The sequence below is a fragment of the Novacetimonas hansenii genome (assembly GCF_014843995.1).
Lineage (GTDB): Bacteria > Pseudomonadota > Alphaproteobacteria > Acetobacterales > Acetobacteraceae > Novacetimonas > Novacetimonas hansenii.
This window is the reverse complement of sequence record NZ_CP062147.1, coordinates 2,267,439-2,287,864: the sequence shown is the minus strand read 5'-3', so window position 1 is coordinate 2,287,864 and position 20,426 is coordinate 2,267,439. Positions and strand designations below refer to the sequence as shown.

The 20,426-nt window shown below is 57.2% G+C and carries 21 protein-coding genes, 2 tRNA genes and 1 pseudogene; 9 read left to right on the top strand and 15 right to left on the bottom strand.

The window, feature by feature from the left end; all coding sequences use genetic code 11:
* Positions 1-72: 72 nt before the first annotated feature.
* From IFJ82_RS10110 to IFJ82_RS10100, 3 genes are all read right to left on the bottom strand, one after another.
* Positions 73-1,626 carry a glycosyltransferase family 9 protein gene (locus IFJ82_RS10110; protein ID WP_192266477.1) on the bottom strand — a complete coding sequence of 518 codons (1,554 nt, stop codon included), beginning with the start codon at positions 1,624-1,626 and terminating at the stop codon, positions 73-75.
* A 99-nt stretch (positions 1,627-1,725) separates the two neighbouring features.
* The gene (locus IFJ82_RS10105) at positions 1,726-3,150 is read right to left on the bottom strand and encodes an FAD-binding oxidoreductase (RefSeq protein ID WP_225578624.1); all 1,425 of its coding nucleotides are present in this window, start codon (positions 3,148-3,150) and stop codon (positions 1,726-1,728) included.
* 67 nt (positions 3,151-3,217) lie between these two features.
* Entirely contained in the window at positions 3,218-3,646 is a 429-nt protein-coding gene (locus tag IFJ82_RS10100) for a DUF4112 domain-containing protein (RefSeq protein ID WP_192264396.1), read from the bottom strand.
* Between the two features lie 409 nt (positions 3,647-4,055).
* On the opposite strand from IFJ82_RS10100, the gene IFJ82_RS10095 reads away from it, so the two are divergent.
* Complete coding sequence (locus IFJ82_RS10095) at positions 4,056-4,310, top strand: hypothetical protein (RefSeq protein WP_225578623.1); 255 nt, start codon at positions 4,056-4,058, stop codon at positions 4,308-4,310.
* Between the two features lie 3 nt (positions 4,311-4,313).
* Here the strand turns inward: IFJ82_RS10095 and IFJ82_RS10090 are convergent, their stop codons facing one another.
* The gene (locus IFJ82_RS10090; protein ID WP_192264393.1) at positions 4,314-4,694 is read right to left on the bottom strand and encodes a helix-turn-helix domain-containing protein; all 381 of its coding nucleotides are present in this window, start codon (positions 4,692-4,694) and stop codon (positions 4,314-4,316) included.
* A gap of 5 nt (positions 4,695-4,699) precedes the next feature.
* On the bottom strand, positions 4,700-4,873 hold the full coding sequence (locus IFJ82_RS10085) for a type II toxin-antitoxin system HigB family toxin (RefSeq protein ID WP_239026132.1): 174 nt from the start codon (positions 4,871-4,873) through the stop codon (positions 4,700-4,702).
* Between the two features lie 310 nt (positions 4,874-5,183).
* Here IFJ82_RS10085 and IFJ82_RS15745 point away from each other — a divergent pair, with 310 nt between their 5' ends.
* Positions 5,184-5,879, top strand: coding sequence for a hypothetical protein (locus IFJ82_RS15745; protein ID WP_225578622.1), 696 nt, complete (start codon positions 5,184-5,186; stop codon positions 5,877-5,879).
* Between the two features lie 132 nt (positions 5,880-6,011).
* Here the strand turns inward: IFJ82_RS15745 and IFJ82_RS10075 are convergent, their stop codons facing one another.
* Positions 6,012-6,404, bottom strand: a complete 393-nt coding sequence (locus tag IFJ82_RS10075) for a type II toxin-antitoxin system HicB family antitoxin (RefSeq protein ID WP_192264390.1) — start codon at positions 6,402-6,404, stop codon at positions 6,012-6,014.
* Positions 6,401-6,562, bottom strand: a complete 162-nt coding sequence (locus IFJ82_RS10070) for a type II toxin-antitoxin system HicA family toxin (RefSeq protein WP_239026131.1) — start codon at positions 6,560-6,562, stop codon at positions 6,401-6,403. The genes IFJ82_RS10075 and IFJ82_RS10070 overlap by 4 nt, the downstream gene beginning before the upstream one ends.
* 127 nt (positions 6,563-6,689) lie before the next feature.
* On the opposite strand from IFJ82_RS10070, the pseudogene IFJ82_RS10065 reads away from it, so the two are divergent.
* A pseudogene (locus IFJ82_RS10065) lies at positions 6,690-6,980 on the top strand (hypothetical protein); the annotation flags it as partial.
* 13 nt (positions 6,981-6,993) lie between these two features.
* Here IFJ82_RS10065 and IFJ82_RS10060 read toward each other — a convergent pair.
* Complete coding sequence (locus IFJ82_RS10060; protein ID WP_192264387.1) at positions 6,994-7,311, bottom strand: helix-turn-helix domain-containing protein; 318 nt, start codon at positions 7,309-7,311, stop codon at positions 6,994-6,996.
* A 178-nt stretch (positions 7,312-7,489) separates the two neighbouring features.
* Here IFJ82_RS10060 and IFJ82_RS10055 point away from each other — a divergent pair, with 178 nt between their 5' ends.
* On the top strand, positions 7,490-7,810 hold the full coding sequence (locus tag IFJ82_RS10055) for a hypothetical protein (RefSeq protein WP_338042210.1): 321 nt from the start codon (positions 7,490-7,492) through the stop codon (positions 7,808-7,810).
* A 402-nt stretch (positions 7,811-8,212) separates the two neighbouring features.
* On the opposite strand, the gene IFJ82_RS10050 is transcribed toward IFJ82_RS10055, so the two are convergent.
* Positions 8,213-8,289: transfer RNA gene (locus IFJ82_RS10050), tRNA-Met, on the bottom strand.
* A gap of 215 nt (positions 8,290-8,504) precedes the next feature.
* Positions 8,505-8,579: transfer RNA gene (locus IFJ82_RS10045), tRNA-Val, on the bottom strand.
* A 161-nt stretch (positions 8,580-8,740) separates the two neighbouring features.
* Between IFJ82_RS10045 and IFJ82_RS10040 the strand changes: the two genes are divergently transcribed.
* The gene (locus IFJ82_RS10040) at positions 8,741-9,592 is read left to right on the top strand and encodes an N-formylglutamate amidohydrolase (RefSeq protein WP_192264384.1); all 852 of its coding nucleotides are present in this window, start codon (positions 8,741-8,743) and stop codon (positions 9,590-9,592) included.
* A 33-nt stretch (positions 9,593-9,625) separates the two neighbouring features.
* Here IFJ82_RS10040 and IFJ82_RS10035 read toward each other — a convergent pair whose 3' ends face one another.
* From IFJ82_RS10035 to IFJ82_RS10020, 4 genes are all read right to left on the bottom strand, one after another.
* On the bottom strand, positions 9,626-9,985 hold the full coding sequence (locus IFJ82_RS10035; RefSeq protein ID WP_040511875.1) for a YidB family protein: 360 nt from the start codon (positions 9,983-9,985) through the stop codon (positions 9,626-9,628).
* 191 nt (positions 9,986-10,176) lie between these two features.
* Entirely contained in the window at positions 10,177-10,896 is a 720-nt protein-coding gene (locus IFJ82_RS10030) for an NUDIX domain-containing protein (protein ID WP_192264381.1), read from the bottom strand.
* A gap of 280 nt (positions 10,897-11,176) precedes the next feature.
* Positions 11,177-12,304: a YncE family protein gene (locus IFJ82_RS10025; protein ID WP_225578845.1), complete on the bottom strand. Its 1,128-nt coding sequence runs from the start codon at positions 12,302-12,304 to the stop codon at positions 11,177-11,179.
* Between the two features lie 88 nt (positions 12,305-12,392).
* Positions 12,393-13,304, bottom strand: coding sequence for a creatininase family protein (locus IFJ82_RS10020; RefSeq protein ID WP_192264378.1), 912 nt, complete (start codon positions 13,302-13,304; stop codon positions 12,393-12,395).
* Between the two features lie 70 nt (positions 13,305-13,374).
* On the opposite strand from IFJ82_RS10020, the gene IFJ82_RS10015 reads away from it, so the two are divergent.
* From IFJ82_RS10015 to IFJ82_RS10000, 4 genes are all read left to right on the top strand, one after another.
* Positions 13,375-15,480 (top strand): catalase, encoded by a 2,106-nt coding sequence (locus IFJ82_RS10015; RefSeq protein ID WP_192264375.1) that lies wholly within the window; start codon positions 13,375-13,377, stop codon positions 15,478-15,480.
* A gap of 90 nt (positions 15,481-15,570) precedes the next feature.
* On the top strand, positions 15,571-15,849 hold the full coding sequence (locus IFJ82_RS10010; protein ID WP_003619484.1) for a SelT/SelW/SelH family protein: 279 nt from the start codon (positions 15,571-15,573) through the stop codon (positions 15,847-15,849).
* 551 nt (positions 15,850-16,400) lie between these two features.
* Positions 16,401-18,023 carry an ABC-F family ATP-binding cassette domain-containing protein gene (locus IFJ82_RS10005; protein WP_003619486.1) on the top strand — a complete coding sequence of 541 codons (1,623 nt, stop codon included), beginning with the start codon at positions 16,401-16,403 and terminating at the stop codon, positions 18,021-18,023.
* Positions 18,024-18,256: 233 nt separating this feature from the next.
* A complete protein-coding gene (locus IFJ82_RS10000) occupies positions 18,257-18,478 on the top strand; it encodes a hypothetical protein (protein ID WP_040510701.1) in 222 nt (73 codons plus the stop codon).
* Between the two features lie 173 nt (positions 18,479-18,651).
* Here IFJ82_RS10000 and IFJ82_RS09995 read toward each other — a convergent pair whose 3' ends face one another.
* The gene (locus IFJ82_RS09995; RefSeq protein ID WP_192264372.1) at positions 18,652-19,737 is read right to left on the bottom strand and encodes an acyltransferase family protein; all 1,086 of its coding nucleotides are present in this window, start codon (positions 19,735-19,737) and stop codon (positions 18,652-18,654) included.
* Positions 19,738-20,426 lie beyond the last annotated feature (689 nt).

Genomic DNA, 20,426 nt, shown 5'->3' with positions numbered 1-20,426 from the left:
AACAGGCCCCAAAAAAATGGCACAAATTCCATCATGTTCCTGCGACAGCATGTGTATGTTCGTTCGGTCAGGTCAGTGCATCGGGGCAGTGTGACGTATGGTCGCGGCCTGCAACAGGTCATGCACGCGTGCCACGACCCCATCCCATGCACCGGGGCGGGACTGACGCACGATCCGCAGATGGGGGTACCACTGGCTGTCCTCCTGTCCTGACTGCCATCGCCAGCAATTGTCATACCGATCCATCATGATGACGGGCCGGCCCAGTGCCCCCGCCAGATGCACGATGGAGGTATCGACCGACACGACGATATCAAGGTTCATGATGATCGCGGCGGTATCATCCATGTCGCGTACGTCATCCATGGGGTCATAAAGCTGCATGCCATCGGGAATGTCGGTCATCTGCCGGGCATGCTGCCCCCGCTGCAGGTTGACAAGGTAAAGTCCGGGAATCGTTGACAGGCAGGCCAGTTGCACAAGGTTCATCGAACGCTTGCGGTCGATGGCCTGCGCCTGCGCCACACCCGGTCGGCTTGCGCCGCCCCAGACCAGCCCGACGCGCAGGCCGGGACGGGGGGGCATGTAATCCGCCCATGCCAGTACCTTGTGCGCGTCGGCCTGCAGATAGGGAACGGGCGCGCCGATAATATCGGATGTCTGCGCCAGAACGCGTGGCAGGCTGCCGAAGGGACAGTGCCAGTCATGGGCGGGAACTGGGCGCAGCGGGTCGATCACCCGTTCCACCCCATAGATGCGTGCGGCAAGTGGCAGGATTTCGCGCGGAACCTGCAATGTTACACGCGCGCCACGACGGATCAATGCCGGGACAAAGCGCAGATACATCAGCATGTCGCCCAAACCCGCCTCTGACAGGATCAGGATCCGCTGTCCCGTCAGCTTGCCATCCTGTTTCAGGGTCGGCAGCAGGCGTTCGGGCGGATATTTTAAACGACCGGGTATGCGCAGGCGCCATTCATATTCGGGCCATCCGTCCGCATGGCGCCCCGCCTTAAGCAGGGTCATGGCATGATTGAGGTGGATATGCGGATCATCTGGCCGCAGTGCGAGCGCCTGCGCATGGTGATGCAGGGCCTCGTCCACCTTGTTGTCGATCGTCAGGATATGCGCCAGGTTGGCGTGCGTCATGGCGCTTTGCGGATGGTAGGTCAGAAGATGGCGCAGCAGGGCCTGCGCCTTGTGTGCTTCTCCCGTTTCGTTCTGCGTTACCGCCAGAAGATTCCCCGTTCGCAGGGCGGAAGGATGGCGGCGGCATCCCTCGAGCAGGACTTCTATCGCTTCTTGCGTGCGGGCATGCAGTAGCAGGAATTCCCCAAGCTGGTCATACAGGCGGATATCATTGGGGGTCTGCCGCAAGGTGGCATGCAGGGTGGTTTCAATTTCCTCCAGCCGCGAATGGCGCAGCAGAAGTGTCATCATGTCCTGTGCGGGATGGCGGGCCGTCGGATTGTCCTGCGCCAGCCGACACAGCATCCGTGCCGCGCGGGCACTGCGGCCGCAGCCCGCAAGGGCATGGGCGAGGATGATATCCGCCCGCCTGTCATCGCACAGGGGTTCGACAATGGCCCGCGCCTGTGCGAACCCGCCGTTTTCCAGATGCTGCATGGCCTGCCGCAACCGTTCTGTCCGGGCGGTATCGTGCTGGTGTGTCTCTGTCTGCCCTGTCCTTGCCATGTTTGTCGCGTCCGCCTGCGGTAACGTGGATCAGGCGTTCGCGCCGGATGGGGATGCATCTGCTGCAGGGGGGAGCAGTTTGCCGGGGTTGAGGATGTTTTGCGGGTCGAGGGCGTGCTTGATTGCGCGCATGACCTGCAGGGCATTTTCCCCATGTTCGGCCGCCATGAATTCCAGCTTGCCCGTGCCGATGCCATGTTCCCCACTGCATGAGCCCTGCAGCGCCAGCGCACGACGTACGATCTTGCGATCCAGTTCCATGGCGCGTTCATAACCGCCGGGTCCGGGGGGAACCATGATGATGGTATGGAAATTGCCATCGCCCACATGCCCGACAATCGGTGCAGCCAGTCCCGATGCCTCGATATCTGCCTTGACGCCGGTGATCAGCTCCGTCAGGGCCGAAATGGGGACGATGGCATCGGTTGCGATGCCATCATGGCCGGGATGGGCCGCAAGTGCCGCCCAATAGGCACCGTGTCGTGCCTTCCACAGGCGGGTGCGTTCTTCCTGACTGGTGCTCCAGACGAAACCAAGGCCGTTATTGTCGGCAGCGATTGCCTCCACCATTTCCACCTGTTCGCGCACGGCCTCCGGCGATCCCTGGAATTCAAAGAACAGGGTGGTGATCGGGCGGTAGTCCTCCAGCTTGGAATAGGCGATGCAGGCTTTCATCTGCGCATCATCAAGCAGTTCGATGCGCCCGATCGGCACACCTACCTGTATGGTGGAAACCGCAGTGCGCACTGCATCGGCAAGGTTTTCGAACTGGCATGTCGCGGCGGCGATGGTTTCGGGGATACCATGCAGGCGCAACTGCACCTCGGTAATGATGCCCAGCGTCCCTTCGGACCCGATGAACAGGCCTGTCAGGTCATAACCGGTGGATGATTTGCGTACCCGACCACCCGTATCGACAATGCGCCCATCAGGCATGACAACGCGCAGCCCCATGACATTTTCACGCATGGTGCCGTAACGTACCGCCGCCGTGCCCGATGCGCGCGTGGCGCACATGCCGCCGAATGTGGCCTCTCCCCCCGGATCAACGGGAAAGAACAGGCCCATGTCGCGCAGGTGGGCATTAAGTGACTGCCGTGTCACGCCAGCTTCCACCCGGCAGTCAAGGTCGTCGGCATTGACGCCGATGACACGCGTCATGCGTGACAGGTCAAGGCTGATGGCGTCAGCGCCGGGGGTAACGTGTCCTTCCAGGGATGTGCCGCCACCGAATGCCACCACGGGCACCATATGTTCATGACATGTGCGCAGGACCAGCGCCACATCAGCCGTGCTTTCAGCAAAAATGACCAATGCGGGCAGGCGGGCATGCTTCCAGCCCTCGCCATGGCTGTGCTGTTCACGGATCGAGTCGTTGGTCGTGACCCGCTCGCCTAGTTGCTGGTGCAGGATGCGGGCAACCCCGGCGATCGCGGGGGGAAGGGAAGAGAACATGAGCGGCGGTCCCATCAGGCAGTAATCCTTCCTTTTGGGTTATCCGTATATCCGTTTTACCGCAAGATCAGTGCGGGCCCGACGTTTCACGACCGGTCGCGTCCACCGTCATGCCAAAATACTGTTCGATCAGGACGATATTGCGCAGGTTTGCCTTATAAACGGTATCGACCAGATCACCGAGGACCGGCACGAAATCAGCCAGAAGTTCAACCGCGACATTCCCCACCATCCGTGTGAGGATACGGCTTGGCACCCCCAGTCGCCGCGCCTCCCATATGATGTAAAGCGATGGGATCGCCATAACCATCGTCCCTGCGACCGGTAATAACCCGATCAGTGTATCCAGCCCCCAGCGCAAGCGCGTACCGGGCAGGACGAAAGCCGCGTCCAACAATGTTGCCAGACGACGCAACCGCAGTATGCAACGCCGGATTTCCGTGCTGTCGAGGGGCTGAGGCCCCGTAAACTGGGATGAGGATGCGGTATGTGCCATGCCCGGTCATATGGGGTGGGGGGAGGGGCGACACAATACCATCATGTCAATGAGGTTTAGCCATCGGGCAGCGCCCCGCTTGCGCCGGCGGCCTTATCCCCGCAGGTGACGGGGGGGGCTGTTCCTGTGGCGTCAGTAAAGGTACGCACTGATGGTGCGAATGGCGGTGTGAATGGTACTGGGAAGTCTGGATCAATGATCTGCTGTGGTTGTGCGACAAAATATCGGGACCATACCCAATATCCTGCCAGTGGAAACACGGTCAGGGTGCGCTTTACGTCTGCGATCATAAGACCATCACCAGCTTTGAAGCCCTCAACGGGCCGCGCCAAGGGAAAGGCACACAGTCTCGTGACGAATTGAACGGAAGAATGCCGCACCCGATGAACCGGGATTGCGGACGGGCGACATGCGTGAAAGCTATGGCACGCGGGTCAGTGGGGAGGGGGTGCATGTCGATGCGTCCATCGGTTCTGACGATATCAAGGCCGTGGTGTTTGAACTTGGGCGCATGGAACAGAATAACTACCAGCCACCGCGCCCTGAACTGTCCGTTGCCGCCTTCAGGAACGAAGGGAAAGTTGCGCGCGGCATAGGTCGTATGGTGGTGCGGGCGATCGAAGGACGGCCACTGCCTAATGCGCGGGCTGATGAATCTGAATGAACATCACTCTGCCGCCACGGTATCCGGCACAGGCACAAGCAGGTCAGCCGGTATCTTCCACGCGTTGCGGATGGAAGCAATCATCGCCAGGCTGAGTGAACGGCCACCGGACATGATTTCGCTGGCCCGTGATCGGGAACCAATCACGCGCGCAAGATCCGCCTGTGTCAGGCCGTTCTGGTCCATATGGAACCGAAGAACGTCCAGAGGTGATGCGGATGGGATAGGGTAGACGCGCCCTTCATACGCCCCGATCAGTACGGCCAGAACGTCGAAACGATCTGCATCTGGCGTGCCGTGCGCAGGTTCATGATTGAAATACTGCTCAATTTCCTTGAGCGCCCATTCGTAATCCGCATCATCGCGGATCGGTCGGATATCCATCAGCATCATACGGTCTCCAGGTTGATCTTGTCGTATTCGCGGTGCGTTCCGATGAACTTTATCAGAACACGTTTGTATTCGTAGGAAACATGAACACTCAGGCGATATTTGTTGCCGCCAATATTAAAGATTACGCGGTTATCGGCCACGAAATCAGCAGAGCGGGACATTTCCCGAATATCTGCCGTTGTCGCCCACTCGGCCTTGGAGACCGCGCTATGCCATGCCCTAAGGGGGACTCTGCCTGCAGGTGCTTTTCCCAGAAGGTGCGGAGTGTTTTGAGGGCGATGACTTGCATGCCCATTATGCAGTATGTTCCCAAAAAGGGATCAATGGATATATTCCATTTTGGGGAACATTTATGCGCCTGCTTTATGCGCACCCTGTCGGATAAACAGCCATGCCCATCGAAGCCTATGAAATCGGCGTAAACCTCGTTGCCAAGCCGGAACCCACAAAAGTTTCCTGACCGATCAACAAGGACATATTATGAACCCGAACATTTCCCGCCGGACCCTGCTGCGTGCCGGGGCCGGAACGCTGGCGGTTGGCCTGCTGGCGGCCTGCACGGTCTCGAAGTCCGGCACGACCACCACATTTACCCTGAACGTGGCTGCAGTCGTCGATTACGGAAACGCCGTCCTGTCGTTTGCCAACACCGCGATTGGTATTTCGTTCGTATCTGCCGCAATGGGCACCACGAATGTCGCACTGGCGTATACGGTGATTTCCGGCCTCAAGTCTAAGGGCGAGGACAAGGGTAAGCGGTTCGTCATCACCCGCATGTCAGCCGTGGATGCCGATCGCTGGGGGCGTCACTGCCTTCAGGCGGCGGCGGCATCTGGTGGCGATATTCCCGGGGTGGTGCAGGGGGGCGGCATTGCGGCCGTGGCGGCGGCGGGCATCGGCATCTTCGCCGCCATGGACCCGGTGCGCATGGACGCGCTGATTGACCGGCTCATGCAGTGCATCGAGATGCAGCCCGACCCCGGAAATCCGGCCACGCGCCTGAACTGGGCCATCGCGCAAACCCAGATTGGGGAAATCCCCACGGTTGGCTGGCTCCAGTCCGAGGCATTCAAGTTGCATGTGGATTTTTTCAAGGGCGCAGGGCGCTTGTTCTCCCTCATATCCCTGATGCTGGGGACGGAAGAAAGCGCCCCTGTGCCCGTGTCCGAAACCTAGACCAGCGGCACGCAGCCGTGATTATGGAGGGGATGGCGACCCTCCATGAACTGCAGACCATATATGACAGCGAGGACTTTGAGGACTTGCTTGAGGCCGCGATTGTGAAAAGGTTTAATGGGTAGGGAGACCTTACACCGCCGCCCCATCCCGCTCCAGTTTCTCCCGCGCCGCAATAGACAGGAACCGGGACCGGTTTTCAGCCGCTCCCTTTATCGCCTTAAGAAGCGACTCTTCCAGAGTGACGTTCACCCGGATCAGGCGGTCACTCTCTGGAACTACAACCAGAAAAGCTACGGCATCCCGGTTGTCTGGATCAGACATAATGTCTTCCAGAGAAGACGGGGCGGGAATGGCATCACCATCTTCCCGCATGCAGTCGATATGCCCTGAAAGGGCCTCCTGACCCATTACCCGCGCCTCATCAAGCGTGCCCCCGGCTGATACGCATCCGGGGAAATCGGGGAAATCAACCCCGAAATCACTTTCAGCGTCTTTGCGGATCAGTCCGATATAATTGGTCATTTTAAAGATACTCCTGACTGTTTTTCTATGCTGCGGAGGGTGCCTTTTGGCAGGTCTCTCTTGGGGGGGGGGACTGTCACCGTTCCGGGTCGCCCGGGATGCCGGAAGTGGTGATGGCTGCCTGTGGTTCTCCGGTGCGTCCATCCGGCGGCTTCGATCTTTCGGATTACGTCTCTGTGTACATGTGTATTTTATACATACAACACCGCACAACGTCAAGGGTGAATGTGTATGGATACACACTTTATGCTGCCCGCTATATAGTCGGAAACCAAAATGGCAACAGCATTCGACAGCATTCTTGCTGATGTGGAGAAGGTGGACAGCCTCATCATTTCCACGATCACGGGCACGGCGGCGAACCTGTCCAGCACCGTTATCACGCAGGCCAAGACGGCGGCAGGGGCAACGGAAACGCTGATTGACCTGCTCAAGGCGATGGTGGACATGACCGGCCCGCGCCTGGGCAGCGTGGCCCTGGCGGACCCTGATGCGGCCATCGGGAAGATCGCCATCCCGCTCAAACTGCATGCGCTTTACATGGCGGCGCAGTTACGTGATCGGGGGCTGAAGTAATTCCGTTCCAAGATCACGCGACTTCCAACACTTCTACCGTCGCCTGTCGCCCCAACACATGAAGTGCTGCCTCAACGCGACCGATCTTACTTTCATGCAACAGATCGCGCAGGCGACGCACGGAGGATTCCGCCACGCCCAACCGGCGCGCCAGTTCCACGTTGCTGATCCTGTTCTCCAGCATTGCTGTATGGAGCGCCAGCTTGGCTGATTCCAGCATAGGCACATAAACCAGCGGGCGACCATTGGATGCCGGGGGCAGGGGGACAGCCGCGCCATCGTCCACATAGATGGACAGAGACGTGACCAGCAGGTCTTGCGCCTCCTGCATCACCTCCTTCCGGGTTGCACCATCGGTCGCCCCCGGCAACCCCATCGAATGATGCTGTAATGGTGCCGTCCGGATTGGTCTCCAGATCGACCGGATAAGCGTAAAGCATCCTCATACCTCCAGATCGGTTTCGGTCAGTCCGAGATCCTTGAGGATCTTGCGGAACGTCCCGGTGGCCATGTCGCCACGGTGGTTCGACACCACGGCCCCGACTGTCGGCATCCAGGGATCTGCATCCCGGTCGCGTGCCCAGCAGGTCAGCCTGCAGGTCGCCTATGCCCCGCTATCCTCCCTGCCGGACGTGGAGATGTCGCGGCAGGTGGGTTACGAAACAGCGATATTCGCGCAGAACGACGACGCCCGGCGCCGGGAGGCCGCGCGCCTGATCTCCGATCGGGAGAAATTGCGGGCACGGGTGATGAAACTGGTCAAAGATTGGGATGCAGGACAGTGCGGCCAGCGCGCGCGGGTTGTGCCGTTTGTCGGGGGCAGGTGGTGATCTGGCGGTGGATGCATCGGCTGTTCTGTCTGCGGAGAGGGTGCCAGAAGTGATCGATAGGGAACTTTGCTGTTAACGGTTGATCGACAACGCTAACGCATTGGCATGTCGTGTTAACGAAAACGGCAGGAACCCGTTAAGGCCCTGCCGTTCTTCGCTCAATTGCTGCGGGCCGGGCTTGATACCGGCTCGTAATACGAACTCCCTGCCGTTCAATGGGGGCCGTGGCCTGATTTGGCGACCTGCGCCGAACTGTCCCGTATTGCACGTCCTTCCGTGCTGCCTCGGCAACTAAAACTGGTGCCGTCTCTCCGGCTGTCACGGCATACGCCTTCCGTCCTCGGCATGCTCTGTGGTTGATTGAGGAGGGACCATTGGTATCACTCAGCAAGCACGTCGCATTGGTTGCAGGGGCCGGATTTGAACCGGCGGCCTTCAGGTTATGGGCCTGACGAGCTACCAGACTGCTCTACCCCACGTCAGGTGCCGCGCCACATGCGGAGATCCCACGGAGATGGGAGTGGCGCAGCAAGGGGGATTATAAGGAGAATAGGGCGCGGGTACAAGCCAAAACGCTCCACGGATTTTCCACAGATTTATCTGGATTGCCGTAGATAGATATAGACGCTGATAGATATCACCGGGATGGTGATATCTCATACAACGTTAGTTTTTGGCGGAAAACCGAAGCAAATGGTGGGCGCAACAGGGATTGAACCTGTGACCCCTACCATGTCAAGGTAGTGCTCTACCGCTGAGCTATGCGCCCATTTGCTTCGGTGAGAAGGCTTCTAACTGCCACCGGGGTTTCGTGCAACCCCCTTTTTCAGAAAAAATCACATTGACCAGCTCTTGGTCGCCTGTCCCTATGTCCGACATGCCATTTCTTCGCGTCCTCCTGTGCAGACACCACGTTTTATGTGTGTTCCCATGCCGTTAACCACGTTGCCGCCGTATGAGGTCATTCCCCCAGGTGTATCGATTTCGCCACTGGTGGTGGCCTCTGCGCATTCGGGGCGGGATTATACGGATCGCTTTCTCAAACAATCCCGTCTGTCGCCTGCGGCCCTGCGACGGAGTGAGGATTGTTTCGTGGAGGAGTTGTTACACTCTGCGCCATTATATGGGGCACCCCTGCTGCATGCCCATTTCCCACGTGCCTATTGCGATGCCAACCGGGAGCCATGGGAACTGGACCCCAGCATGTTTCGCGATGCGTTGCCGGATTGGTGCAATACCTCCAGTAAAAAGGTGCAGGCAGGTTTTGGCACCATTGCCCGCCTGGTTGGGAATGGCGGGCCGATTTATTGCCATTCCCTGGATTTTGAAGAAGCGGAACGTCGTATCCGTGAGTGCTGGTATCCTTACCATGCAGCGCTTCTTCATTTGATTGAGGCCAGCGTAGCACGGCATGGCCTGTGCATTTTGCTGGATGGGCATTCGATGCCGCGGCAGGGGGGGCGTGACAGTGCCGATTTCATTCTGGGGAACGCATGGGGTACATCATGCGCGCCTGAAATCACCGCTATGGTTGAAAAAATCTTGACGGAGCATGGATATCGCGTGGCACGGAACATGCCCTTTGCCGGTGGATACGTGACACGGCATTATGGCAGGCCACGCAGGGGCGTTCATGCCCTGCAGATGGAGATCAGCCGCCATCTATATATGGATGAACGCACGTTGGAACGCCATGACGGTTTTCCTGTCGTGCAGCAGGTCTTGTCACGTGTCATGGCGGAACTGTCAGGTCTGGCCCACCATATGGCACGCCAGACCTGACAGGTTATGTTGACAGACAGTCGCGGTGGGGTTTCAGGCTTTTGCCGGCACTTCACCCTGCGGGGTCTGTGCGTTGACGGCGACAGGAAGCAGATGGGCCAGAACCGGCAGGATCGTGCTGGCGGGCAGGCCGGTATGATCCACCATTGCCTGCACCTGCTGGCTGCTGAGCAGCGAACGCAGTTCGTCGGTGGAAATCGGCAGGTTTTCACCAGTACCGATCCAGGAGCGTACCTTGTCGGTCAGGCCGGCCTTCTGCGCCTGATCCATCAGGGAAGAAATTGTATCGGGGGTCAGCAACTGTGCCAGATAGGTATGCACCTGCTCTGCCAATCCCGAACTGGCTGCCAGGTTGGTCAGCTTTCCCATTACGTCGTCGAAAATGCCACTCATGATCATGTTCCTGAAATTTGCCTGATGTCACCAACATAAGCGATCTTGGACAATTATAAAAAAAATATATAAGCCCAGGCAAAAAAAAAGCGGTGCATATGCACCGCTTGAGTTTAGGGAGGAAACGTCCAAGAAGCAGTTGCCAAGGCAAATCTGCTTCCCGGATTTATGATGTCCCTCACGCTTATGTGTCAAGGAGAAAGATCGGCACCAGCGTCATTCTGTCTGACGCGGCGTGCCATATACAGGTGATAGGACAATATCGTCTTGGCATCTGTCCGGCCAATGTGGGGTAGGTCCGCCAAAGGCAGGACATGCAGGTGTATGTTTTCATGCTCGCCCGGCAGTCCGGTATGCCGTCCGTCCAGCGTGTGCACGACATCAGTGGGGAGCGTTATGTCCGCGCAATAAAGTGCTATGGCTTCATCCGTCCCGCCGGGGGAAAGCCATACGGTATCAAGCAGCACAAGGTCTTCCTGCCTGACCTTCAGATCCGTCCCGACTTCTTCGGACAGTTCACGCAGGGCCGTGCTGATGAACTCTCCGCCATCCAGCATGCCCGCAGGTAATGCCAGAAGGTCGGGCCGGGCGATGGGAATGCGCGCTTCACGCGTCAGGACCGTAAGCGGCGCGGTCCCCGGACAGTGCAGGACCAGCAGGACCGAAACCGAATCTCCGCGTAACAGGGCTGCGCCCGGTACGGGTTTTCCGTCGTGGCGGGCATCCGCAACGGCCATGATGAACCCGACGCGCGGGCCAAACATGATGACATCATGTACATCAATGCGGCGGACATCGAAACGCGCCACCAGCCCGTCGCGCCAGCGTACGAAATGGGGCGCCGATCGCACGGCGTCGTGTACCCCCAAGGGAACCGCAGGGGAAAAATGGACCAGATCCGTATCTGACATGTCGCGCACTCCCGTCCCTGATGACACAGGAATATACCTTGGGGGACAAAAGCCCATCATCACAGATGCAGGGCACCCATGATGGTAACGGTGCGATCATATCCATCCCGTGCGGTATCGGGAAACAGCCGCGCCGGTCAGTTGAAACGATAAAAGCCCCCGAAGATGGCGCCGGTGTAAAAAGGCGCACCTTCGGGAGCTTTTATGTTTCCATACCAACGGGGTGTTTTAATAAACAGTCCGTTGCCGTTTTATCGCGCGGGGGCTTCTGGTATGCCCGTTAACGCAGGATGCCGGTATGGCCGATGGAATAGCGTCCTGGCTGCGGCCAGACCGTCAGGCCATGCGGTTCCTGGCCAACCGCAACCTTGCGCACTGCGCCGGTCGTGGTGTCAAAGGCATAGACAACATCGTCAAACCGTCCGGACAGCCACAGCGTCTTTCCATCAGCACTGACATTGCCCATGTCCGGGCTGCCGCCACCGGGAATGGGCCACTGGCTGACCACTTTTTCGGTGGCGAAGCTGATGACCGATACGCCACCGGCCTTGCCATGCGGGGGGCCATGGATCTTGTGCGATCCACGGTTGGCCACATACATCATCGTCCCGTCCCTGCTGGGATACAGGCCATGCGTGCCGATTCCTGTCGGGATGAAGCCTGTTTCACGGAACGTGTCGCCATCAATGATGAACACCCCGTCCGCATGCATGTCCGCAACATAGAATGTATGCCCGTTCGGGCCGGTCAGTACATCTTGCGGCATGCCACCGCTTGACAGCTTGAGATATCCCATCACCGTGTGATTGACGGTATCCACTTTCGCCAGATAGCCACCGAACTCACACGTAAAGATGGCATAGCGTCCGTCAATCGAGAAATCGGCATGGTTGACGCCCTTGCATTGTGGCACCTCCACCGATGTCTGTAACTGCATGGTGTGGGGATCGCGGAAATCGAGGCGTTCGCGTGCCTCGGCCACCGTTATGGCCGACTTGCCATCGGGCGTGAAATACATGTTGTACGGGTCATCGACCGCGACCTCCGGCCCCGGCAGGGTGGTGCGCGGGTTGATGGGGGTCAGGCTGCCGTTGGTCGTGCCTTCGGCATTGTTTGTCACCCACAGGGTGCGCAGATCCCACGACGGCACGACATGCTGCGGGCTTTTGCCCACGGGGAAGCGGTTGACGACCTTGTAGGTCTGCGGATCAATGACATAGACATTGTTCGACCGAAGGTTGGGAACATATATCCGTGCCGGGTCCTGCGCCACTTCTGGTGCGATATGGGCGGGTGTCGTTTCGGTATAGATATTTCGCGGGTCCACGACCGGCGGCATGCCGGGAATGGTCTGTACCACCTGTTGCGCCCGTGCCCCGGACGATCCCGCACATCCCAGGGCCGCCATGCACAGCCCCGACATCAGAAACAGTTTTTTTACGCTCATGCGATCCAATCTCCTGGCGCCCCTATAGCACGCGGCAAAAATCTGGCAATCACGGAGAAATCGGACCATTTTGGTCGGTCTGGAGCGCCCTGACGGCTGCTGTGACCTGCATGTCCGTTCCCACCTGTCCCAGCGCTGCGCTTGCGGGGCGGGGGTCGCCGCCATAGACACCCTGCGACGGACCGGGAAGGGCGGCATGATGCAGGGCGTCCTGGCGCACCATATCCGGCTGTACCGCCAGCATCAGCGACGTATCGCTGAGATCGGCATGCGTGCCCACATCCGCCCCCAACCCCCGCCTGCGCAGGTAATCGGCATAGCTTCCCGCCACGACATCATAATATGCGCCCAGATAAACCACATGCGCGCCCGTGCCTGCCCACCTGCGGTTCAGCACCTGTGCCACGGTCCTGAGATCCTTTTGGTATCCCCCATGATCGCCCAGCAGGACGATGCGCCGGAACCCCTGCACACGCAGGCTTTCGGCCGCTCCCGTGACCAGTTCGCGAAAGACGGCGGGCGGGATGCTCAGCGTTCCGGCAAAGCGCATGTGCGACGTGCGGGGTGACGTGCCGCCTTCGGGCACATATGCGATGGTGGGCGCCACCAGCATGTGGCCCACCTCGTGCGCGATGCGCTGTGACAGCACGGTGGCGCGGACATTATGCTTGCCCACCGCGATGAAGGGGCCACTCTGCTCCGTCCCGCCCACGGGAATGATGACGCTGGTCCATCCCTGGGCAAGGGCATCGCGGATTTCCGTCCATGTCAGGTGTTCAAACACCACGTCACGCGGCGCGGTGGCATGCGCCCTGTCAGGGAGCAGGGTCATCCCCACCATGGCCCCCATGAGTGTACACGCACAGGCCATCGTGCGGCCCCATTTCAACATCCGTCGCATCGCGCCTTCATCCCGCCCCAGAGCCGCGGAATGCCCGCGCCGGAACCATCTGGCGGACATCCCGTTATGTTACCGGATATTTTACCCGGACCTGCCATGACTGGCGCGTCGGTATAAAGGAGAAGCGGCCATGAATGCCAGTGCCAGCCCACACCCATCACATGCCACGACAGGACAGGGGGGAGAGACCCACCAGACGGCGGATGATGCTGGCACGCCCACCATGACCACCCAGCAGGGCGTTCCCGTATCCGACGATCAGAATACCCTGCGCAACGGTCCCGATGGCCCGGCTTTGATGGAAGATTTCCATTTCCGGGAAAAAATCTTCCATTTCGACCATGAACGCATTCCCGAACGTGTGGTCCATGCCCGTGGGTATGGCGCGCATGGCTATTTCGAACTGACCGATTCCCTTGCCGATGTCTGCCATGCCGATATTTTTCAGCACGTGGGCGAAAAGACCCCGGCCTTCGTGCGTTTTTCCACCGTGGCAGGCGCCAAGGGATCGTCCGACACGGTGCGCGATGTACGCGGCTTTGCGGTGAAGCTTTATACCCGGCAGGGGAACTGGGATATCGTTGGCAACAACATGCCGGTTTTTTTCATACAGGACGCGATGAAATTCCCCGATTTCGTCCATGCGGCCAAGGAGGCGCCTGACCGTGCCTTTCCACAGGCACAGACCGCGCATGACAATTTCTGGGATTTCGTCTCCCTCTCGCCCGAGGCCACGCATATGGTCTGCTGGGCAATGTCCGACCGTGCGATCCCGCGCTCCTTTCGCTTTATGGAGGGGTTTGGCGTTCATACGTTTCGCCTGATCGACGCGCAGGGACGCTCGACCTATGTCAAGTTCCACTGGAAACCCCGTCAGGGCCTGCAATCCATTGTCTGGAACGAGGCGCTGAAGCTGAACGGTGCTGATCCCGATTTTCATCGACGTGACCTGTGGAACGCCATCAATGCCGGGGATTATCCCGAATGGGAACTTGGCGTGCAGTTGTTCGATGATGAATTCGCGGATAAATTTGCGTTCGATATTCTCGACGCGACGAAGCTGATCCCCGAGGAACTGGTGCCCGTGCGTCGTGTCGGGCGGCTGGTACTCAATCGTGTGGTGGACAATTTCTTTGCAGAGACGGAGCAGGTTGCCTTTTGCACCCAGAATATCGTGCCGGGGATTGATTTTACCAATGATCCCCTGTTGCAGGGGCGTAACTTTTCCTATCTCGACACGCAAACCAAGCGTCTGGGTGGTCCCAATTTCACGCATATCCCCATAAATGCGCCCAAATGCCCGTTCCATAATTTCCAGCAGGACGGGCACATGGCGATGCACAACCCAAAGGGGCGCGTGAACTATGAACCCAATTCATGGTCACAGCCACATGGCGGCGCACGTGAAAACCCCATCACCGGGTTCCGCTCCTTTGCACAGGAACAGTCGGGGGCGAAAGTGCGCCAGCGCTCTGCCGCGTTTGGTGACCATTACAGTCAGGCGCGCCAGTTTTATATCAGCCAGACCCCGGTCGAGCAGACCCATATGAAGGACGCGTTCGTCTTTGAACTGAGCAAGGTTGAAACGCCTGCCATCCGCGTGCGCATGTTGGCGCACCTGCGCAATGTGGATGAAACACTTGCCCATGGCGTGGCGGACGGGCTTGGTATTTCTCCCTTGCCCGCTGCGGCCAAGCCTTTCCTGCCCGTGCGTACGGACCTGCCGGCTTCCGATGCGCTGAGTATCCTGAAAAATGGCCCCGGCAGCTTTCACGGGCGCAAGCTCGGGATCGTGGTGAGCGAAGGTACGGATGCGGACCTGCTGTCTGCCGTGCTTGAAGCTGCCCATAATGTGGGCGCGGAAACCGAACTTGTCGGTCCGCGCATCGGCAATATCTGTAACGACCGTGGCAAGGTGCTGCCGGTCATGCAGAAGATCAATGGCGGGCCGTCGGTGCTGTATGATGCTGTGGTCCTCCTTCCTTCCGCACAGGGAAGCAAGCTTCTGCTGGGCGAGGCGACGATGCGTGATTTCATTTCCGATGCCTATGCCCATGCCAAATTCATTGGATATGGGGCAGATGCCGAACCGCTACTGGATGCTGCCGGTGTCACGGCCCCTGCGCGTGATGATGGTGTCATCCGCCTGAGCAGTGGGGGTGATGCCGCATCGTTTGTAAAAGCCTGCGGTGCGCTGCGTTTCTGGCCGCGTGAACAATACATCCACGCCGTATGATATTCGTGCCCCCATCCTTCTTTTTTGCCTCTCGACCCTTGATACATGTGCGGGAGGGAGACAATGAAAAAGAAGGACGGAGGAAACGGCATGGACGAAAAACCAACCATCACCATACATTACTGCACGCGCTGCAACTGGCTGTTGCGTGCGGGATGGATGGCGCAGGAACTGCTTTCCACCTTTGGCGAGGATCTGGGCGCGGTCAGTCTGGTGCCCGGCAGTGGTGGCCGGTTTGAGATCCATGTCGGCCCGCATATGATATGGGAACGCAAACGCGATGGTGGCTTTCCCGGCCCCAAGGAACTGAAGCAGCGGGTACGTGATATCATAGCGCCCGAACGCGACCTTGGTCATACCGACCGTTAAGAGAGTGTTTAAAAACAAATCATTGATAGAAAAGAAAAGTTTTTGGGTGCCGCCTTTCGATCAAAAAAGGCGGCGTCTTCTGAAGCTTTTTAAAAAAAAGCTTCACCAAAAACCTTTATCATTTCAGTATGTTATATCTCCTGACTATTTCAAATGGCCTCTAAGATACACCGCGCATAGGTGCAAAGATCAAAACGAGGCAGCCCAACGCAGCCGCAGGCTTTTGCGGACGGGGGCGCTGTAGATTCCTGTTATTATTGTCATGTAAGTTATTGATACTTTTGATATATAATCGGTTCCCGCTGAAGCGCATGCTGTCCTCATGCCTCGTCATGGGAGGAGAAGGTCCAGTCAGGATCAAGGGCTGAATCCGGTCGGATATTTTGGGGATCACCAGCATGGCCCCCACAGGGGCATAATGTTTCCCGCAGTTGGAAGCATTGATGCATGAGCGTGGCGGCAACATCTGGTGCGTCGCTATTTACGGGGTCCGGGGGGTGCGCGATAAGGGCGCTCCGGCTTTTCGCTCTCTTTACGTTATCTGGGGCCCCATGATCCGTCTCGACACCATCAGCAAGCATAATGGCCATCGCGTGATTTTCATCGACGCTTCGGCCGCCCTCCAGAAAGGGGAGAAAGTCGGGCTTGTCGGGCCTAATGGGGCAGGTAAGACAACATTGTTTCGCCTGATTACAGGGCAGGAAGAACCTGACGAAGGGCAGGTCCTGATCGAACGTGGCCTCACTGTGGGTTTTTTCAATCAGGATGTGGGGGAGATGGCAGGCCGCAGCGCGGTCGCAGAGGTGATGGACGGTGCCGGCCCTGTGGCAGCCATCGGAGCCGAACTGTCCCAACTTGAATCCGCCATGGCGGACCCGGACCGCTTTGATGAACTGGACATCATTCTTGAACGGTTTGGCGAAGTACAGAGCCGTTTTGAGGAATTGGGCGGCTATGCCCTGGAAGGGCGTGCGCGCGAAGTCCTGCACGGGCTGGGATTCAGTCAGGAAATGATGGATGGCGATGTCGGCCGCCTGTCGGGGGGATGGAAGATGCGCGTGGCGCTGGCGCGCATCTTGCTGATGAAACCGGATGTTATGCTGCTTGATGAACCGAGCAACCATCTCGACCTCGAAAGTCTGATCTGGCTGGAGCAGTTTCTGGCCGGTTATGACGGTGCCCTGCTGATGACTTCGCACGACCGTGCCTTCATGAACAGGATCATCAACAAGGTGATCGAGATTGATGGCGGTGTATTGTCAAGTTTTTCCGGCGATTATGAGTTCTATGAACAACAGCGCGCCCTGAACGAAAAGCAGCAGCAGGCACAGTTCGAACGCCAGCAGGCCATGCTTGCCAAGGAAGTCGCCTTTATCGAGCGTTTCAAGGCGCGGGCCTCCCACGCTGCGCAGGTGCAGAGCCGGGTCAAGAAACTGGACAAAATTGATCGGATAGAGCCCCCGAAACGCCGTCAGACACTTGCCTTTACCTTCCCGCCAGCCCCCCGTTCCGGCGATGCGGTCGTCAACCTGCGCGGTGTGGACAAGGCCTATGGCAGCAGGGTGATCTACCATGATCTTGACCTGTTGATCCGCCGCCAGGAACGCTGCTGTGTGCTGGGTATCAACGGGGCGGGTAAATCGACCCTGTTGAAACTGGTCACTGGTACTATTGAACCGGACGCAGGAACCGTCACCCTTGGCGGTAGTGTCAAGATGGGATATTTCGCGCAGCATGCCATGGATCTGCTGGATGGCAATCTGACGATTTTTGAAACCCTGAACAATGCCTTCCCACTTGCTTCCCAAGGGGTACTCAGGTCACTGGCGGGCAGTTTTGGCTTCTCTGGCGACGATATCGACAAGCTGTGTCGTGTTCTGTCCGGTGGGGAAAAAGCACGTCTTGTTCTGGCCATGATGTTGTTTGACCCACCGAATTTCCTGGTGCTGGACGAACCGACCAATCACCTTGATCTCGCCACCAAGGAAATGTTGATCACGGCCCTGGCCGATTATGACGGCACGATGCTTTTCGTCTCCCATGACCGTCATTTTCTGGCAGCACTTTCCAACCGTGTCCTGGAACTTACACCAGAAGGCCTTCATCGTTATGACGGTGGTTACACGGAATATGTTGCCCGAACCGGTCGTGAAGCACCGGGCCTGCATGAATGATGGCGGCGTCATGATCAGCGGGCTGTCAGGTTTGTCAGCCGGCCGGTTGCGACAGGTGATGGTGTGCGGCAGCCATGGGTAAGCAGGACGGGTATGCACAGATAAAATCGGGTTTTCCCTTACGATGGGAAAAGGGCGATGATAGTCCTGCATGACCGATAGGGTATGGATTACCAGTGCCTGACCCACTGAAAACCGTGGGATCAGGATATATAAAGAGATGGAGTGGGGCATTGCTACAGAAACTTCGGGAGATCAATCATGATCGTACGCTTCTGGTGAATGCGGGGGTGTGTTTCTGCGTGATTGCCATGCTTGGCCTGGGCAACCTGTTTTGCAGTTTCGTGCTGCATACCGATATGTCGTACCTGATGCCATGGCTGCTGGTGGGGGTGATATCCTATTTCTTTTTGCCGAGCCTGATTCTTTGGATCGCAACTGGACATCCATCCTGACAATTAAACTAAGGTGTCGGGAATTACGTGACAGATCGCAATGGCGATATCATGCTGCCCTCACTGGGTATGCAGCATGTGTCAGATGTTTTGGGGCGCAGAGGATAAATCGTAATCAACGGCTTTGGCGGGGACAGGTAACGCGGTGAGTATGGTGAAACACGGCATAGTTGTCATGATTTTTCCATATGCCGTAATCGACGTCGCAAGGGTTCATCAACAAATCGCATTACACCATATGCAAATATTGTCAGAGATGTCACGCTCAGCCCGATAATGAGTGCGGTCATGCCGTAACCAATGGTATGATGCTGGTAAAAATTCATGAAAATCCATAAGGCGACATAATGCGTCATGTAAAGTGGATAAGATAAGCGGCCAAGAAAAGAGCACAACTTCTCCGTAACGCCGAATACATGTATTCCCGCACCCATCATGATGAGTAATGGATAAAATACAAAAACGACCAATTCTTCCGCAAGCCATTCATGCGAGAAGAAAGGCATTACAAACGTCAGCACAAGCAATGCACCGAGGGCATAGAAATGTAGGTTATTTTTCCATATGAGGTGGTAACGATAAATGAAAAGACCTGCCAGAAATGAAAAGCTGACACGTGCGGCACCAGTCCAGAAGCCATTTGCATCCCATCCGTTATAAATCCATCCATCACGATAGCCACAAATGCCGAGCCACAGAGCTGCGATGCAGAGAAGAACGCCAAGTGCAGGCCGGGCGACACGCCACAAAACAAGCGCATATACGATACTGGCGATATATTCCCAGAACAAAGACCATTCCGGTGCATTGAGGCCAAAGAGATTGTGCGTGCGTTCGACCATCGTTGGATAGGGCACAACCAGAAGTGTTGTTAAAAAAAGCATGGCGATGCGGTCGACACCATAAGAAGCAGGCACCGGCATGAAGGGATCAAACAGAAAAGCCAGAAGGCCAAGAACCGCACCGAACACAACCATGGGATGAAGCCGGATCAGGCGATGGCGAACAAAACGTATGAAACCAAGGGTTCGTATCCTGTCATCATAAGCATAGCCCATGACAAATCCTGACAGGCAGAAGAAAAAATCAACAGCCAGGAAGCCATGTCCAATAAAATTCTTTGTATAGTCCAGGATAGCCATTTCCATAAAGTGGAAGATGACAACGGAAATGGCTGCCAAACCGCGAAGGCCGTCGAGAGCAACAAAATGCTTGCGGTGTTCGACTTCTGTTATCGCCTCGGCATCGGATTGAGACATGAGAGTCCTTTGACATTTTATCGTCAGGTCATAAGGCGGCAATATATTTCGATATTTTAACGAAATTCAAGCTTATTACAGCTCACCCCCGCGTGATCGCATCCGCCATGCTGATCGTAGGGCCAGAGCCCGCCAGGCGTCGATATAACCTGCGCGGGATCGAATAGCCATGGCAATGATGAGTGGGAAAAGAACAGGGGAGTGCCTGGCAGTGTCCGTCTGCTAACGAAGTGCAATAAGGATAATTTTATAAATATTTTCAGTGAATTAATTTGGATTTTGAGTATTTTTTTAAGTGATGTCATCCAAAATGATGCATTTATCAGCGATCTGTTTGTTGGGTGCTTGAGTGCATTTCCTGTGCCCATCCGGATTATGTCAGAAGGTCTGGCGCGTATGGTGTTGACGCTATGTGCCGCCGGATATTCCACGGGCGCGAGTTTGAGCGGCAGGGGGGCAGAGCATCAGTGTTACTGAAGCCCATGGCATGAAAAGGTGTCTTGGGACAAAGGCTCCGTACCGCAGGCTGTGTCCGTGGGGATCATCATCACCATGGTCATCGAAGCGGTTTACCTGCATGCCTGTCACCACGTCTTTTACAAGGGCAACGTTTTGGTGGTTTGTCATATGTTCTGTGGGCTGTATGCAAGGGACATAAAAGAAATGCATATGCAGCCTTGCTTTTTGAA

Coding starts and splice junctions, on each gene's coding strand:
- IFJ82_RS10110 (WP_192266477.1), bottom strand. CDS start 1,626: ATGCAGCATCTGGAAAACGGCGGGTTCGCACAGGCGCGGGCCATTGTC.
- IFJ82_RS10105 (WP_225578624.1), bottom strand. CDS start 3,150: ATGTTCTCTTCCCTTCCCCCCGCGATCGCCGGGGTTGCCCGCATCCTG.
- IFJ82_RS10100 (WP_192264396.1), bottom strand. CDS start 3,646: ATGGCACATACCGCATCCTCATCCCAGTTTACGGGGCCTCAGCCCCTC.
- IFJ82_RS10095 (WP_225578623.1), top strand. CDS start 4,056: ATGCGTGAAAGCTATGGCACGCGGGTCAGTGGGGAGGGGGTGCATGTC.
- IFJ82_RS10090 (WP_192264393.1), bottom strand. CDS start 4,694: ATGGATATCCGACCGATCCGCGATGATGCGGATTACGAATGGGCGCTC.
- IFJ82_RS15745 (WP_225578622.1), top strand. CDS start 5,184: ATGAACCCGAACATTTCCCGCCGGACCCTGCTGCGTGCCGGGGCCGGA.
- IFJ82_RS10075 (WP_192264390.1), bottom strand. CDS start 6,404: ATGACCAATTATATCGGACTGATCCGCAAAGACGCTGAAAGTGATTTC.
- IFJ82_RS10060 (WP_192264387.1), bottom strand. CDS start 7,311: ATGCAGGAGGCGCAAGACCTGCTGGTCACGTCTCTGTCCATCTATGTG.
- IFJ82_RS10055 (WP_338042210.1), top strand. CDS start 7,490: ATGTCGCCACGGTGGTTCGACACCACGGCCCCGACTGTCGGCATCCAG.
- IFJ82_RS10040 (WP_192264384.1), top strand. CDS start 8,741: ATGCCGTTAACCACGTTGCCGCCGTATGAGGTCATTCCCCCAGGTGTA.
- IFJ82_RS10035 (WP_040511875.1), bottom strand. CDS start 9,985: ATGAGTGGCATTTTCGACGACGTAATGGGAAAGCTGACCAACCTGGCA.
- IFJ82_RS10030 (WP_192264381.1), bottom strand. CDS start 10,896: ATGTCAGATACGGATCTGGTCCATTTTTCCCCTGCGGTTCCCTTGGGG.
- IFJ82_RS10025 (WP_225578845.1), bottom strand. CDS start 12,304: ATGGCGGCCCTGGGATGTGCGGGATCGTCCGGGGCACGGGCGCAACAG.
- IFJ82_RS10020 (WP_192264378.1), bottom strand. CDS start 13,304: ATGTCCGCCAGATGGTTCCGGCGCGGGCATTCCGCGGCTCTGGGGCGG.
- IFJ82_RS10015 (WP_192264375.1), top strand. CDS start 13,375: ATGAATGCCAGTGCCAGCCCACACCCATCACATGCCACGACAGGACAG.
- IFJ82_RS10010 (WP_003619484.1), top strand. CDS start 15,571: ATGGACGAAAAACCAACCATCACCATACATTACTGCACGCGCTGCAAC.
- IFJ82_RS10005 (WP_003619486.1), top strand. CDS start 16,401: ATGATCCGTCTCGACACCATCAGCAAGCATAATGGCCATCGCGTGATT.
- IFJ82_RS09995 (WP_192264372.1), bottom strand. CDS start 19,737: ATGTCTCAATCCGATGCCGAGGCGATAACAGAAGTCGAACACCGCAAG.